The organism is Bradyrhizobium erythrophlei, assembly GCF_900129425.1.
Lineage (GTDB): Bacteria > Pseudomonadota > Alphaproteobacteria > Rhizobiales > Xanthobacteraceae > Bradyrhizobium > Bradyrhizobium erythrophlei_C.
The window spans coordinates 7,369,167-7,384,485 of record NZ_LT670817.1 but is presented as its reverse complement, the minus strand read 5'-3'; the positions used below and the strand labels follow the sequence as shown (position 1 = coordinate 7,384,485).

General features: G+C 63.4%; 12 protein-coding genes. 5 read left to right on the top strand and 7 right to left on the bottom strand.

Translation table 11 applies throughout. The features are described 5' to 3' along the window. Window positions 1–24 precede the first annotated feature (24 nt). Window positions 25–1,407: a flippase gene (locus B5527_RS35135; RefSeq protein ID WP_079605582.1), complete on the bottom strand. Its 1,383-nt coding sequence runs from the start codon at window positions 1,405–1,407 to the stop codon at window positions 25–27. A 197-nt stretch (window positions 1,408–1,604) separates the two neighbouring features. After that, window positions 1,605–2,444, bottom strand: a complete 840-nt coding sequence (locus B5527_RS35130) for a protein-disulfide reductase DsbD domain-containing protein (protein ID WP_079605581.1) — start codon at window positions 2,442–2,444, stop codon at window positions 1,605–1,607. Window positions 2,445–2,573: 129 nt separating this feature from the next. On the opposite strand from B5527_RS35130, the gene B5527_RS35125 reads away from it, so the two are divergent. Beyond that, window positions 2,574–3,224 carry a YqgE/AlgH family protein gene (locus tag B5527_RS35125; protein ID WP_079607748.1) on the top strand — a complete coding sequence of 217 codons (651 nt, stop codon included), beginning with the start codon at window positions 2,574–2,576 and terminating at the stop codon, window positions 3,222–3,224. A gap of 141 nt (window positions 3,225–3,365) precedes the next feature. Here B5527_RS35125 and B5527_RS35120 read toward each other — a convergent pair whose 3' ends face one another. Next, window positions 3,366–4,253, bottom strand: coding sequence for a TauD/TfdA dioxygenase family protein (locus B5527_RS35120; protein WP_079605580.1), 888 nt, complete (start codon window positions 4,251–4,253; stop codon window positions 3,366–3,368). Between the two features lie 136 nt (window positions 4,254–4,389). Between B5527_RS35120 and B5527_RS35115 the strand changes: the two genes are divergently transcribed. After that, complete coding sequence (locus B5527_RS35115; RefSeq protein WP_079605579.1) at window positions 4,390–5,124, top strand: SDR family NAD(P)-dependent oxidoreductase; 735 nt, start codon at window positions 4,390–4,392, stop codon at window positions 5,122–5,124. On the opposite strand, the gene B5527_RS35110 is transcribed toward B5527_RS35115, so the two are convergent. Next, entirely contained in the window at window positions 5,114–6,466 is a 1,353-nt protein-coding gene (locus B5527_RS35110) for a hypothetical protein (protein WP_079605578.1), read from the bottom strand. The genes B5527_RS35115 and B5527_RS35110 overlap by 11 nt on opposite strands. Before the next feature lie 529 nt (window positions 6,467–6,995). Between B5527_RS35110 and B5527_RS35105 the strand changes: the two genes are divergently transcribed. Beyond that, window positions 6,996–7,364 (top strand): CsbD family protein, encoded by a 369-nt coding sequence (locus tag B5527_RS35105; protein ID WP_079605577.1) that lies wholly within the window; start codon window positions 6,996–6,998, stop codon window positions 7,362–7,364. A gap of 108 nt (window positions 7,365–7,472) precedes the next feature. Here the strand turns inward: B5527_RS35105 and B5527_RS35100 are convergent, their stop codons facing one another. Both B5527_RS35100 and B5527_RS35095 read right to left on the bottom strand, forming a co-directional pair. After that, a complete protein-coding gene (locus B5527_RS35100) occupies window positions 7,473–9,155 on the bottom strand; it encodes an SGNH/GDSL hydrolase family protein (protein WP_079605576.1) in 1,683 nt (560 codons plus the stop codon). A 164-nt stretch (window positions 9,156–9,319) separates the two neighbouring features. After that, window positions 9,320–10,732, bottom strand: a complete 1,413-nt coding sequence (locus tag B5527_RS35095; protein ID WP_079605575.1) for a lytic murein transglycosylase — start codon at window positions 10,730–10,732, stop codon at window positions 9,320–9,322. A gap of 268 nt (window positions 10,733–11,000) precedes the next feature. Between B5527_RS35095 and B5527_RS35090 the strand changes: the two genes are divergently transcribed. Next, the gene (locus tag B5527_RS35090) at window positions 11,001–11,882 is read left to right on the top strand and encodes a UTP--glucose-1-phosphate uridylyltransferase (protein WP_079605574.1); all 882 of its coding nucleotides are present in this window, start codon (window positions 11,001–11,003) and stop codon (window positions 11,880–11,882) included. 75 nt (window positions 11,883–11,957) lie between these two features. Continuing rightward, the gene (locus B5527_RS35085) at window positions 11,958–12,206 is read left to right on the top strand and encodes a DUF7662 domain-containing protein (RefSeq protein ID WP_079607747.1); all 249 of its coding nucleotides are present in this window, start codon (window positions 11,958–11,960) and stop codon (window positions 12,204–12,206) included. Between the two features lie 164 nt (window positions 12,207–12,370). Here the strand turns inward: B5527_RS35085 and B5527_RS35080 are convergent, their stop codons facing one another. After that, the gene (locus B5527_RS35080) at window positions 12,371–15,247 is read right to left on the bottom strand and encodes an EAL domain-containing protein (protein WP_079605573.1); all 2,877 of its coding nucleotides are present in this window, start codon (window positions 15,245–15,247) and stop codon (window positions 12,371–12,373) included. Window positions 15,248–15,319: the final 72 nt, after the last annotated feature.

Below are 15,319 nucleotides of genomic sequence, written 5' to 3'. Positions count from 1 at the left end.
GGCCGGGCATGACGCGGAGAGATCTTAGTCCCGCTTCCCGAACGCCAGCACGTGCAGCCCCAGCCGCTGCCGCACGATCCAGAACAGCAGCACGGTCTCGAATACCAGCGAGATCGAGGTCGCGGCTGCCGCGCCGTGACCGCCGAAACGCGGCACCAGCGCGATGCAGAGCGCTACGTTCATGACAAACGCGAGCGCATAGGCCAGCGCGCAGATGTGCTGATGGCCGAGCATGTTGAGCAGCCGCTCGACCGGGCCGATCGCGGACCGCACCACGAGCCCGATCGCCGCGACGAACATGATGTCGTAGCCGGTGACGAATTGCGGTCCGAACAGCCACAGCAGCGGCTTGCCGAATGCCAGCAACAGGATGGTCGCCGCGAGCGACGGCCAGAACGTCCACTTGATCGCATGCGCGACGTAGGCCGAGAGCCGGGCCTTGTCGCCGAGGGCGTGGTACTCGGCAAAGCGGTGCGCCGTCGTTGCCGACATCGCGTAATGAATGAAGGACACCAGCGCCAGCGTCTTCACCACGGCGAAGTAGACGCCGACCTCTTCCGACGAGCGAAATTGCTGCAGCACCAGCACGTCGGTGTAGGACAATAGCAGGTAAAAACTCTCGACCAGCAGGATCGGCAGCGAAATCGCGAGCCATCCGCGGAAATCGTAAGCTTTCGGACCGGACTCCATGTGGCCGCCGAGGCGGCGGTTCAGCACGATCATTTGCCCGATCATGGCGATCCACACCGCGGCGGCGCTGGCGAGCATCGCGGCGGTGGCGCCGAGATGAAAGCCGAGCGCAAAGGCGCCCGCGGTGAAGCCGATGATCAGTGATTGCCGGACGATGAATTGCGGCATCAATCCGAGCCGCATCCAGTCGTGCGAGCGCGCGATGCCGTCCTGGGTATTGGCCACCACGAAGGCCGGCAGCGTGATGCAGCCGATATAAAGCGGCAGGATCGTGTTGGCGTCGATCCACGGCGACAGCAGTTTGACGACGCCCGCCAGCAACAGCGAGACGGCCACCGACACGGCAAAAGTCATCCAGCGGCTGCCGGAGAGAAAGCCGCGCAGCAGGGCGTGTTCGCCGCGGGTGCGGTATTCCGGAATGATTTTCTGCGCCGAAGCCGAGATGCCGAAATCCATCATGCTGCCGAGCAGCAGCACCCAGGTCCAGACATAGACATAGACGCCGTAATCCGAACCGCCCATCCAGCGCGCCAGCAGGATTTGCGAAAGATAGGCCAGTGCCGCGCTGATGACGCGGATCATGAAAATGATGCCGGCAAGCCGTCTGGTGACCGAAGCTTCGCTGGATCCGCCAAGCAAGCCGCCGAGCATCGATCGCACCCGCGCGATCACTCCTCGGGACAGAGCTGTTTCGGATTGAGCGTCCATCACGGCCACAGCGGCAAACCTCGAAAGGCAACCGCTGAATACGGCGGCGGTGATCGGCCTATCAACTATTCGTTAAGATTCGGTTGGGTGGGGCGTCGTCGCCTCTCCACGTCGTCCATAGCCTTCGGCGTTACTTGTTGCAGAAGGCATCTGTCAGTGTGCTTGAACCGCGACATCACGCGATACGAGTCCCGGCGTGCCGGGACTTACTCCAGATTGATATTGAATTCGTAGGAGTGCTCGCCGCCGACCAGGGTCAATTTGAGCGCCGCGCCCTCGGGACTGGCGCCCGGAGGCAGGCCATCGAGTTCGAAGGCGAAGCGCTTGACCCCGGGCGGGCTGTGCTCGAGCAATTTCGGAACCGGCAGCGCCCAGTCCGGCGTCGGCCCCTCGACAAACAGGCTGAGCGCCCTGGTGTCGGGCGTCACCACATCGACCAGCACCGTGGATTTGCCCTCGCGCTTGACGTCGCGGATGGTCAGCGGATTGGGATCTCCGACATTGGCCGGCTTGGGCACGGTATCCAGCGCCGCGAACAGCGCGCTGTCCTCGGCGCTGGCCGCGCTGGCGATGGGGATTTCGGTATTGGCTTCAACGGGAATGCACAGTTTTTCGCAGACCGCGTAGTTGATGTCGGCGCGCAGCGTCACCGGCTTGTCGGCATTTTTCGCGACGATGCGCAATGGCAGCACGATCTGGTCGTGATAACCCAGCGAATGCCCGCCGGCGCCGTCGTCGAATTTCGTCGGGGCCGGCCACAGCACCGTCACGGCCTCGATATTTTCCGATTTGGAGAAGTCGAAGCGGGGCGGCACGCCGGAATCGCCGGGGGTCCGCCAGTAGGTTTTCCATCCCGGCTGAAGCTGAAAGGCGATGCCGCCTAGCAGCACCGCGCCGCTGCGCGATCCCGCCAGCAGCCGGACCGCGGAGTGTCCATCCCGCTGCCATGGCGATGCATCCTGGGCGCGCGCCTCGATGGCGAGGGACGACGCAACCAAAGTTGCGGCAAAGCCGAGCGCGGCACGCATGGGAACTATGACCATCATGAGGTGTCTTTACAGCCAGGTTGCAGCGCAAACCATTGAATTGCTTGTGATGATTAAAGGCGGCAGGAAGCTTGATTGACAGAACCGAAACCCAATATCAGGATGCATCAAACCGAGAGTGCCTTGCGGATGGGCCCTGAAGGCAAAAAAGCGAAAACTGTTCGCCGCAAGGCTGCCGGCGCCGGCGACAATTCGGCCGGCCGCGGCTACCTCGACGGTCAGTTGCTGATCGCCATGCCTGTCATGGGTGACCCGCGCTTCGAGCGTTCGGTGATATATCTCTGCGCGCATTCCTCCGAAGGCGCCATGGGCATCATCGTCAACCGCCCGGCGGGCAGTATCGACTTTCCCGAATTGCTGGTGCAACTCGACATCATCAAGAAGGCCGACCAGATCAAGCTGCCGGAAAACGCCGAGACCATGAAGGTGCTGAAGGGCGGACCGGTCGATACCGGCCGCGGCTTTGTGCTGCATTCGAGCGATTTCTTCATTGCGGACGCGACGCTTCGGATCGATGACGGAATTTGCCTCACCGCAACCGTCGACATTCTCAAGGCGATTGCGAGGGGCGCCGGGCCGAAGCATGCGATCCTCGCGCTGGGTTATGCCGGCTGGGCGCCGGGCCAGCTCGAAACCGAAATTCAGGACAATGGCTGGCTGCATTGCGACGCCGATGCGGACCTGATCTTCGGCGGCGACGTCGAGGAAAAATACCAGCGGGCACTGCGCAAGATCGGGATCGATCCGGGCATGCTGTCGAACGAAGCCGGGCATGCCTGACTTGTCACTGCCGGGCATAGTAGTCTGCTTTGCGCAGACTACGTAAGCTTGTCTGCGCTACCCGGCAATCCATCGACTTCGAGAAACCCCCTCATCAGGATTGATGGATACGCGGGTCAAGCCCGCGTATGACGAGAGCCTTTACTCCGCCGCCTGCTGTGCCACCGTCGGCGAGGTGCCGGCCACAGTGGCGCGGCGCATGTCGCGTGGCTGCGACTGGTCGTAACGGCGGACCCGGTGCATGGTCTGGCGGTTGTCCCACATCACGAGGTCATGCAGCGTCCATTTGTGGACGTGGACGAATTCCGGCTGGGTGGCGTGCTCGGTAAGGTCGCGCAGCAACAGCCGTGCTTCCGGCACCGTCATGCCGACTATGCCGCCGGCATGCGACGACAGATACAGCGACTTGCGGCCGTGCCCCGGATGCGTGCGCACCAGCCGCTGCCGCACCGGCTTGAACATCTGCTTTTCCTCCTCGGTGTAATCGAGAAAGCCCAGCGAGCCGCGCGAATACATCAGCGAATGTTCGCAGATCAGATCCTCGATCTCGGCCTTGGTCTCGTCGTCGAGCGCGTCATAGCCGGCGCGCATGTCGGCGAACTCGGTATTGCCCCCCTTGGGGTTCACCACGCGCGCCGACAGCAGCGAGAATTTCGCCGGAATGGGGCGGAACGAACTGTCGGAATGCCACAGGCAGTTGCCGAGATTGAACAAATGGGTGCGGTGATCGCGCGGCAGCGGCTTGCCGTCCTTGCCGAGGTTGGAGACGTCGTTCAGGCCGGAGGTGAGCCGGTAATCTTCCTCCTTGGTTACGGTGCCGCCGCGCGCATTCTCACGCTTGCCGAAATTGCGCGCGAAGGCCAATTGCTGCTCGTCCGATATGTCCTGATCGCGGAACAGCAGCACGGCGTATCTGTCCATGCCGGCTTCGATATCGGCGGCCTCTTGCGGCGTCAGCGGCTGTCGCAAATCCACCCCGGAGACCTCGCCGAAAAAATGCGGATGAAGCTGCCGGATCGAGACCGTCATGGCGTTTCTCCTGGTCGAGATGAGCGGTTGCTCCGCTCCATTTGGTAAAAAACTACTCCGTGACATTGCGATGTCAACCGGCCGCGTGCGACATAGGCGGCTTGGTTGAACGTAGCCAAAGACGATCGAGGGCGCGATGAACGAACTGGATTTCAGCGGCAGGCAGGTTCTCGTGGTCGGCGGCTCCAGCGGCATCGGCAACGGCATCGCGCAAGCGTTTCGGGCGAACGGCGCGCGCGTGCAGGTCTGCGGCACCCGCGCCGCGGCCGCCGACTATTCGCCGGCCGAGGGATCGCATCTCGAAGGCCTCGATTACGCGCAACTCGATGTCGGCGATGCCAGCGCCATCGAGAATTTCAAACCCTCGTTCGAACGGCTTGACGTTCTGGTGCTGGCGCAGGGCGCGGTGATCTACCGGCGCGGCGAATTCGAAATGGCGGGATTTCGAAGCGTCCTCGAGGTCAACCTGATCAGTCTGATGGCCTGCGCGACTCGATTTCATGCGTTGCTGAAGACGGCCAAGGGCTCGCTTATCATCGTTAGTTCGACCGCGGCCTATCATTCGACCAAGGGCAACCCGGCCTACAATGCCTCGAAGAACGGCGCCGTCGGGCTTACTCGAACGCTTGGGCAAGCGTGGGCCGAGGATGGCATCCGCGTCAACGGCATCGCACCCGGCCTCGTCGATACCAAGATGACCAGGGTGACGACATCAAATCCGAAGCGGCTTGAGGGCGCGATCGAGCGGATACCCCTGAAAAGGCTGGGGACGCCGGCCGACATGGCCGGCGCCGCGCTGTTTCTGGCATCGCCGCTGGCGTCCTATATCGTCGGGCAAACGCTGGTGGTCGACGGCGGCCTCATTCTCTGAAGGACCCCGCTTGCTCCGCCGCCGCCGGCAACACGTTTCTGCCGGTGAACTTATTCGGTGGCCCCCGCCCGAACCGGCGCCAGATTTGGCGGGCAACGGGAACCGCGGGCTGTTCGAAATAGTCTGGCGGGGTGACGTACCAGAGCAGGAAAAGAAGGCCCAATCCGTGCGACAGCAATGTCGTCGCAAGCGGCACGTTGAGCAGAATGTGGGGGATCGTGGCGGCCGAAACAAAGATAAACGGTTTCGGGAGGCCGGCGCTGACGTTGTTGCCGATCGCAAGTATCAGGCCGCAGACCAGCGCGGAAATCGGCGCGAACAGCGCACCAACCGATGCGACCCCCTCGGTCGCAAACAGCGACGCATTCAAATTGCCCAAACGAAACCAGTTCGCCAGTACGACACCGAGTTGATCCGAGTAGGGGCAGTCCGTGATCCCCTTCATGAACGAGAGCTGGCAGAAGTGGGTCAGCGGGTGATCGGCAAAAAAGACGTAGTAGTGATCGAGCGAGATCGATGGAATGGCCAGCATTCGGAAGCTCAGAAACCCGAACACCTCGAACGCAATATCCGAATTGAATTGTCGCGCGAGCAGGCCGACGGCCGTGGGCAGAAGCAGCGAGAGAATCACGGCAGCTCTCGCCTCGAAATATGCGCTCAGGATCGCGAAGAAAATCAAAAGCGACGAAACGAACAAGGATACCTTGGTGAGCGTTACGGTGTAAAACAGCAGCGACAACGCACACAGCGCCAGCAGCATCAGCCATCGTTTGCGCGCGAGCGAGCATGCGAACGTGAACGGCAGCAGGGCACCGTAAAAAATGCCGACAAAATATTCGAATAATTGGGAATGATGGAGCGTAGCCCGGTATTTGTACATGTCGGTCAGCCCCGCCAGGCGAACCCCGTTTAACGCGGTCAGCAGAAATACCACCGCCGACAAAAGGAAAATGCAGGCCGGAAGCAGGTCGAGCACGGCGTGAGGCAGTGTGAAAAATCTCCTCGCCGGCCTTGTGATCAAAAGCACCGGCGCCAAAAAGAGAACAATCGATGCGATAGCCGATATCAGCGCGACGCGCCGGTCATACCCCAACGTTCCAAAGATGTTGAACCAGAAATAGCCGGCCATCATCGCGAAAAGATAAAATCCAGCCAGATATCCGAAGCTGAATCGCGAAAATACGAAGGCGCCGGCGATTACCACGGTGACGACCAGCATCGCAGCGACGCCTTCCTTTCGGCCGTAGGTGCTGATGTGGAAATTTATCGCGACGTTCGAAACGATCATCAGCGAAACAAAGAAGAGTCCCACGAAGACCAGCAATAGCAGCGCGCGGGACACCGTTGATCCCAGCCTGACAGGGTCGAAATCTGTTCGCTCTCCGGCCGGTGCGCGGTCGTAGCCAGGGGATTGATTGCTTTCCGATCCGGCCCCATCGCCTTCAAGGCCAATAGAACGGTCTGTCATCAATTACCTAAAATTCGGTCGGGAAATACCGCTTCGGTAATGCGTCAGTTTTGGGATCGAGCTTTTTGCCGCCCGTTGAAGTCGCCAGGGCCTTCTCGCGGGCCGGCGCAACGGAAAAATGATCGTGAAGCCACTGTTGAAAGAGACCTGCTGCTTACGGCGGGAGTGTGACGGCCGGTCGAATTCGATCGTTTTCAACGAGCAGGTGGCGGGCTTCCCGCGCCGTGTGCGGCTTCAACGCTTGCCGGGCACTGCCGCAAGGTATTCCGGAACTGGAACGGACCTCGCCGGTTAGCTCGGTGAGAATCATCTCAACACGCGCATTTCGCAAAAGCAGGTGCCGGACGTGACTCGGCGACGGAACCGATTTCGACCGGAATGCGTACAACAAGGAGCGACTGCGATGGACAAGGATCGGATCGCCGGCTCGGCAAAGGATATCGCCGGTAAGCTCGAGGGCGCTGTCGGCGATATCGCCGGCAATGCCCAAACCCAGGCAGCGGGACACGCACGTGAGGCCACGGGCACGGTGCAAAATCTGTATGGGCAGGCGAAGGATGCGGCGCGTGATGCTACGGATGCCGCCGCCAGCTATGCTAGGGATGCCTATGAGAACAGCGGCGACACCCTCCGCGACGGCTCGCAGGCCGTGGCGAAAAAAGTGCAGGACAATCCGCTCGGCGCGCTTTTGATCGCGGGCGGCATCGGCTTTGCGCTGGCGATGCTGATGACGCGTCCGCCACGCCGGCCGCCGCCGCGCTGGCGCTATTAGGGGCTGACGTCATTGCGGGGACGCGCGTCTTCGCGTGTACCGGAATCGAGAGGTTAGCGTAGCCGAGATTCCGGGTTCGCGCCTGCGCACGCCCTGACCCGGATTCAATTACCACGTGAAGAAGCCTGGGGTCGAGGCCGAACGTCCGACATTGCCCGGCGGGCGCGGCACCGCGGGTGCACGCGGCGGCTGGCGCGGCGTGTTGCCAAAGCTGAAAAAGTCCCGCAGCAACGGTGTGCCGGATTGAATCGGCAGCGACGGCGTGGCGGATTGAATCGGACGAGGTTTCTTCGGCTTCGGCGGCGTCGTCGGCGCCGCAACCGTTCCGTCCGGTGAAACCGATGCCACCGGGGTCTCGCTCTTGATCTGTTCGCGTCCCACTTCGCGGCGCGGCCAGACAAAATCATCGGCGCGGCCGGCCGGCGGCGCCAGCGGCTCGCCCTTGACCAACGTGCGCGCGGCGAGCGCGTCGACCGCAGCCGGGCGAGAGCCGGGACCGCCGAGCAATTGATCGGTACCGACCGAGGACGCCACCAGCGGCAGGATCGGTCCCGCCAGCGGACGCGGCGCCGGCTGGCCGGGCTGCGCATTGGCGTCGGGCGTTGCCGGTTCGGTCGGCAGCTCGATCGGCGCGGAACGCGCCGCCAACAGCCGGGTGATTTCGCGCTCGACATAATGCGCAAGCTTGCGCGCGCCGTACTTGGTGAAGTACACGCCGTCGTCGGAGCGCAACTTGCGGGGCTGGCCCTCGAAGTCCGGACCCTTCTGCAGGAAGCGCCCGGCCTCGTCGACAAAGCCGTCCCAGACATCGACATAGGTAATGCCGGCCTTGCCGGCGGCGTCGCGATAGAGCGAATCCAGGAACAGCATGTCCGCCGTTCCCTTGGCGCCGTATACGGCGGGAAGGCCGACCCACAGCACCGGCACGCCCTTGGACTTCAGAACCCCGATCATCTCTTCGATCTTCTTGGTGTAAAGTTCGACCCAGCGCTCCTCGCGAAACTGATAGATGCCGTTCGGCGAGCGCGTGCTCTTCTCCGGGGTGATGGTCGGCGGGGCGTCGTTGTCGGCGGCATCCTCGGGGGGCAATTCGGTATCGACCGCTTTGTCGTCGGGCTTCGCGGCGTCGGCCGCGCCAGGCGCGGTGGTCCCTGATTTCGGGTCCGCCGGCTTGGCCTCCGGTTTGACGCGGGCGTCTTTCTTGTCGCTCTTCTTGTCCGAAGACTTGCCGTCGGATTTCTCGGCCGCGGGCTCCCGCATCGCGACGCGGTCATTGAGCCCGAGCATGACGACGATAGCGTCCGGCTTTTCGGTGGCGAGGATGCCCTTGGCGGCGGCGGCCCAGTCGGCCGGATCGCCCTTGGGCTGATACTTGATCAGGCCGGAGACGGTCTTGTGCTTGCGGATCACGCCCATGTCGGGCTGTTCGGCATAGGCCTCCTCGAGCCCATAGGCGAGCCAGTCCGCCATGCCGTCGCCGAGCACCATGACGTTGCGCTCCGCCACGGCCTCGCGCTTCTCCGGCGGTGGTGCCTTGGAAAAATCCTCGCGGATGATCCGCCTTGGCGCCTGCTGCTGGAATGGCGCGAACAGGTCGCCGCCGAACCAGCCGCCGAATCCACCACCGCTGTTGGCGCGCGGCTGCGGCTGCGGCCGTGGCGGTCCGCCGAAATTGAAAAACTGCGCCGACGCCGGTGCGGCGATCCCGACCAATAGCGCGACCGCCACCGCCAGCGCGATCAGCGGGCCGGTCTCGGTGAACACGCGCAAAAAGGTCTTCGGTTTCAGCATGCGGCCCGGTCGCAATGAAATCAATCGTGTCACAACTGATATAATAGCGGAATCTGACCGCAAGCGGGCAGATTTTGCGCCATAAACCGGGCGTCGGCTGCCGCCGTCAAGGGCGCTGCGGAAATGTCGTGTTTAGGGTTAGCGGCGGGGTCCGAAGCCTCGCATCACCGCCCCCGCAGCCGCTCCAGCACATCGGAGGAGGCAAATCCGTCCGCGGGGGCCCCGATCGAGGCCTGGAAGCCGCGCAGGGCCTCCCGCGTCTCGCCACCGAACTGGCCGTCCGGGGTGCCGCGATAGAACCCGCGCTGCGCCAGAAGCTGCTGCAGTTCCAGCCGCTCGGCGCGGGACAATTCGCGTTCCTGCCGCGGCCAGGGCTGCACGAACGGGGCGCCGCCGCGCAAGCGGTCGGCGAAGTGGCCGGTCGCCAGCGCATAAGCCTCCGCCGGATTGTATTTCATGATCACGCGGAAATTCTGCAGCATCAGGAAACCCGGGCCCTCGGCCCCGGCCGGCGCCAGCAGATAGGCTTTTTCGGCCGGATGCGGGAACGGCTGGATTCCAGCGCGCTTGAGGCCGAGATGTTCCCACTGCGCGATCGTCATCGCTTGGGCGCGATCCGCCAGCATGTAGTTGAAGCCTGCGGGCACCACGACCTCGTAGCCCCAGGTCTGGCCGGGCTGCCAGCCGTCCTTTTTCAGGTTGTTGGCGGTCGAGGCGATCAGATCGGCTGGATCGTCGACCACGTCGCGGCGGCCGTCGCCGTCGGCATCCACGGCATAGCGCTTGAACGCGGTCGGCATGAATTGCGTCGGGCCGAACGCGCCGGCCCAGGAGCCGCGCATCTGCTCTGGGCGCAAATCGCCGTGGTTCAGGATTTCGAGCGCCGAGAGAAATTCATCCCGAAAGTATTTCTGGCGCCGGCCGATGCAGGCCAGCGTCGCGGTGGACTGCAATACGCTGCGATCGCCGATCTGGGTGGAGTAATTCGATTCGATGCCCCAGATCGCCGCGATGGTATAGCGGTCGACGCCGTAGGCTTTTTCCGTCGCGTCGAATTGCGGTTTGTATTTGGCGAGAATTTCGCGGCCCCTGGCGAGCCTGGCGTCGCTCACCAGGATGTCGAGGTAATCCCAGATCGACTTGGTGAATTCCGGCTGCGAATCCATCAGATCCATGATGCGCAGATCGGGCGTGAGCCCCGCCGTGAAGCGCTCGAAATTGGCTTGCGAGATGTTGCGGCGGGCGGCGTCGGGCCACATCGAGGCGACGCAATTGTCGAAATTCGCCGCGGCTTCGCGGATCGCGCTCGCGGTCATCAGCGGATGGCCGGAGGCGCCGTCCTCGCCGCTCCATGGCAACGGCGCGCCGCTGACGGCTGGCGCACCCTGCGCCGAAGTGCCCGGCGGCTGGGCCGCCGGAGCGGACTGGCCGCCTTTCGATCCGGTGAAGATGTTGTCGAGGAAGCTCAGGGGCCCACCGGTCGACTGCGCGCGCGCCCCGCCGCTCAGCAACAGCGCTGCCGCCAGGATGACTGCGCCGCTTCGCTTGCTCGCCAATAGTCCGGTCCGTTGCGTCATGTTCCACCCGTCTGAATTATCCCGGTTTCAGGAGGCCTTGTCACGGTTGCGAATGGATTAACAATGGCGAGGTTTTGTTGCCGGAATTTTGTCCCCGCTTTGACCTGCCCCGCCTGGGCGGAGGGAACGGACTTGAGCGCGCCGATTTACCGTTCAGCTTCAGAAGTTCACTGTTCATACATCCGCCTTTGTTCCCGGCTGCAAACCGGCTACCACATGCGATCGAACGCATCACCGCAGGCTCTCCCACAGGCACCCCGATAGTCCCATGAAAATTCGCAAAGCCGTTTTCCCGGTCGCCGGCCTCGGCACCCGCGTCCTGCCCGCCACCAAGGCGATGCCGAAGGAAATGCTGACCATCGTCGACAAGCCGCTGATCCAGTATGTGGTCGACGAGGCCAAAGAAGCCGGCATCGAACATTTCATCTTCGTCACCGGCCGCAACAAGGGCGTGATCGAGGACCATTTCGACCGGATGTACGAACTCGACGCCGCGCTGGCCGCACGCGGCAAGAAGGCCGAAATGGAGATCCTGGCGCGCGACCAGCCCGAGGCCGGCGCCATGAGTTTCACCCGCCAGCAGGCGCCGCACGGCCTCGGCCACGCGGTGTGGTGCGCGCGTGACATCGTCGGCAATGAACCGTTCGCGGTGGTGCTGCCGGACGAACTGGTGCTGAACACGCCGGGCTGTCTTGCGCAGATGATCGAGGCCGCAGGCAAGCTCGGCGATAAATCCAACCTGATCGCGGTGGAAGAAGTGCCCGCGCATCTGACGCATCAATACGGCATCTGCGGCGTCGGCAAACGCCACCCGCACGGCCGCATGTTCGAGGTCGACGGCATGGTGGAAAAGCCACCCAAGGGCACCGCGCCGTCGAATCTGTCGATCACCGGGCGCTACATCCTGCAGCCGGAAATCTTCAAAATCCTGGAAACCCAGGAGCGCGGCTCTGGCGGCGAAATCCAGCTCACCGATGCCATGATCGGCCTTTCGAAAAGCCAGAGCTTCTACGGCGTGGAGTTCGAGGGGGAGCGGCACGATTGCGGCTCCAAGGCAGGCTTCCTCCGCGCCAACATCGCCTTCGCCATGACGCGCGCGGACCTGCGCGACGGTCTGCGCGACGAGATGAAGAAGTATCTGAAGAAGTGACGAAGTCATTCCGGGGCGTGCGAAGCGCGAATCTTGGATGATGTGAGCCGCTATCTTGAGGCCCGGGGAAAAGAAGTGAACGATTACGACGCGCTGCGCGATTATCTCAAGAAGCAGAAGCTGCCCGAGTTCGTGCTGAGCTTCGAGCAGATCGAAGAGATCATCGACGCGGCGCTGCCGCGCGCCTCGCACCGCGCGTCATGGTGGGAAACCCTGCGCAGCCCGCAGGAGAAGATGCCGCAGCGCGAGGCCTGCCTCGCCGGCGGCTACATCGCGACAAGGCTGACGGACGGCAAGAGTGTGCGGTTCAAGCGGATGAAGTAGGGGCGACTAGCTTCGCCTGATAACTCAAACATGCGTCGTCCCTGCGAAAGCAGGACCCATACGCCGTGCCGTTGATGTTTTGAAAAGTGGCAATTGACTATCTGTCGCTACAATAACCGCCGGGGGTTATGGGTTCCTGCTTTCGCAGGGACGACGAAAGCTAGCTAGCTCGCCGCTTCCAGCCGCTCTTCGGTGAGCAGCCGCATCGCGGCGTCGGCATCCATCGGCTCGCCGAACGCAAAACCTTGCGCGTATTCGCAGCCCAACTGATAGAGCTCCACCGCGTCGGAATCGGTCTCGGCGCCCTCGGCGACCACGTCCATGCCGAGGTCGTGCGCCAGCGCGATGATCGATTTCAGGATCACCGGGCGGGTGCCGCGGCTGGTGGTGCGCACAAAGGACTGGTCGATCTTGATGGTGTCGAACGGAAAGCGCTGCAGATAGGCCAGCGACGAATGGCCGGTGCCGAAATCGTCCAGCGACAATCCGGTGCCGAGTTCGCGGATCCGGGTCAGCATCTGCGCCGCGTGCTCCGGGTTCTCCATCACGAGCGATTCCGTCAATTCAAGCTTCAGCGTGCCGCGCGCCACCGAGGAGCGCGACAGCACGGTGCGGATGTCGTGGATCAGGTCGTGCCGCAGCAATTGCCGCGACGAGACGTTGACGCTGGCGAAAATCGGTTCGCGCGACCGCATCGCGCGCTGCCAGATCGCGAGCTGCTTGGCGGTCTGGTCCATCACGAACATGCCGAGATCGACGATCAGGCCGATTTCCTCGGCGATCGAGATGAATTCCACCGGCGACATCCGGCCCAATTTCGGATGGTCCCAGCGCGCCAGGGCCTCGAAGCCGGCGATCGAGCGATCTTCCAGCCGCACGATCGGCTGGTACAGGATGGTGATTTCCTCGCGCTCGATGGCGCGGCGCAATTCGGATTCCAGCGTCAGCCGGTCGGTTTTTCGCGCGCGCATCGCCGGCTTGTAGACATCGATGCGGTCGCCGCCGATCCGCTTGGAATGATACATCGCCAGCTCGGCGTCCTTGATGATCTCGTCGGACAATTGCGTCTGCGGATCGGAGAGCGCAAGCCCGATCGAGGCGGTGAGGAAAATCTCTCGGTCGTTGAAGGCGATCGGGGCACGGATCGTCTTGCGAATGGTCTCGGCGAAGGCGGTGATGCGCGCCGGGTCCTGTTCCGACATCAGGATCAGGCCGAACTGGTCGCCGGCAAGCCGCGCCAGCGTGTCCTGCGGTTTGAGGATGCGGGTCAGCCGCCGCGCCAGCGTCAGCAGGATGGAATCGCCGACTGCGATGCCGACGGAATCGTTGACCTGCTTGAAGCGGTCGAGATCGATCACCATCAGCGTCGGCCGCAGGTTCGGCATGGTCTTGGCGAAATTGGCGACCGCGCCCAGCCGGTCGATGAACAATTTACGGTTCGGCAGGCCGGTGAGATTGTCATGCACGCTGTCGTGCAGCAGGCGTTCCTCGGCGTTCTTGCTCTCGGTGACGTCGGTCAGGGTGCCGACCACGCGGGAAACCTCGCCGTCGGAGCCGACCACCGGGCGCGCCTTCAGCGCAAACCACATGAAATGGCCGTCCGGCGTGCGCAGCCGAAAATCCTGCACCAGCCGGCCGCGGCGCTGGTCGAGCACGCTGTCCAGCGCGGCGCGGAACCGGTCCTGGTCGAGCGGATGCAGCACCTCGAGCCATTTCGCGGCCGGACCTTCCAGCGTGCCGCGTTTCAGGCCCAGCAGGCTCTCGGTCTCGGGGCTGGTGAACACCTTGTCGGCGGAGACGTCCCAGTCCCAGATCAGGTCGCCCGAGCCGGTCAGCGCCAGTGCGCGGCGCTCGACGTCGGAGACGACGCCGGTGGTGGCGCCGCCGCCGGCGAAGGCGTGCTGCATGACGGTAAATCCGATCAGCATCACGATCAGCACCAGGCCGCCGAGCAGGGCGGGCCCGACGATGTCGTTGGTGACGCTGCCTTCGACGGTCATGCCGGCCGCGATCACCCAGACCACGAGGAGGAACCAGGTCGGGATCAGCAGCACCGCACGGTCGAAACCGTGGGTCGAGAGATAGACGATCAGCGCGAAGCCCGCGAAGGCGATCAGCACCAGCGACATCCGCGCGATGCCGGAGGCCACCGCCGGATCGAACAGCGCCAGCGCCACCAGCGAGCCGAGAAAGGCGAGCCAGCCGACGGTGATATGGGAATAGCGCACATGCCAGCGGCTGAGATTGAGATAGGCAAACAAAAATACCAATAGCGTCGCCGCCAGGATCGCCTCGCCGGCCGCGCGCCAGACCCGCTCGGCATTGTTCGACATGTCGAGCACCTTGCCCCAGAAGCCGAAATCGACGCCGATATAGACCAGCACCGCCCACGCCAGTGCGGCGGCGGCGGGAAACATGATGCTGCCCTTGACCACGAACAGGATGGTCAGCACCAGCGCCAGAAGGCCGGAGATGCCGATCACGATGCCCTGGTACAGCGTGAACGAGTTGACCTTGTCCTTGTAGGCGTCGGGCTCCCACAGATAGAGCTGCGGCAATTTATCGGTGCGCAATTCCGCGACGAAGGTGATGACGGCGCCGGGATCGAGCGTGATGCGGAAGATGTCCGCGGTCGCGCTCTCTTGCCGTTCCGGGCGGTCGCCGGTCGACGGCGTGATGGTCGCGATGCGGGACAATCCAAGGTCGGGCCACAACAGCCCCGACGACACGACGCGATAGTGGGGTGCAACGATCAGGCGATCGAGCTGGTCGTCGGTGTTGTTGGCAAGCGCGAACACCACCCAGTTCTGTCCGCCCTCGCGGGCGCGGACTTCGATGCGGCGGACGATGCCGTCGGTGCCGGGTGCGGTGGAGACCTGGATGCGGTCGGTGTCGCTGCGCCGGTGATCGAGCACCGCGGTGAGATCGATCGCAGGCGCGTCACCGCGGACGCTGACGGCGTCGAGGGCGCGCGCCGGCGGCGCGGCCGCAAACATCATGAGGCCCAGCGCGATGGGCGCGAGGCACCTGATCAGACGCAATGTCGGTTCTCCGCGATGAACGAACGTTTCCGGACGAGGCGAACCGCCCAGGCTGCGGATTAAATGACATGA

Coding starts and splice junctions, on each gene's coding strand:
- B5527_RS35130 (WP_079605581.1), bottom strand. CDS start 2,444: ATGATGGTCATAGTTCCCATGCGTGCCGCGCTCGGCTTTGCCGCAACT.
- B5527_RS35125 (WP_079607748.1), top strand. CDS start 2,574: ATGGGCCCTGAAGGCAAAAAAGCGAAAACTGTTCGCCGCAAGGCTGCC.
- B5527_RS35120 (WP_079605580.1), bottom strand. CDS start 4,253: ATGACGGTCTCGATCCGGCAGCTTCATCCGCATTTTTTCGGCGAGGTC.
- B5527_RS35115 (WP_079605579.1), top strand. CDS start 4,390: ATGAACGAACTGGATTTCAGCGGCAGGCAGGTTCTCGTGGTCGGCGGC.
- B5527_RS35105 (WP_079605577.1), top strand. CDS start 6,996: ATGGACAAGGATCGGATCGCCGGCTCGGCAAAGGATATCGCCGGTAAG.
- B5527_RS35100 (WP_079605576.1), bottom strand. CDS start 9,155: ATGCTGAAACCGAAGACCTTTTTGCGCGTGTTCACCGAGACCGGCCCG.
- B5527_RS35095 (WP_079605575.1), bottom strand. CDS start 10,732: ATGACGCAACGGACCGGACTATTGGCGAGCAAGCGAAGCGGCGCAGTC.
- B5527_RS35090 (WP_079605574.1), top strand. CDS start 11,001: ATGAAAATTCGCAAAGCCGTTTTCCCGGTCGCCGGCCTCGGCACCCGC.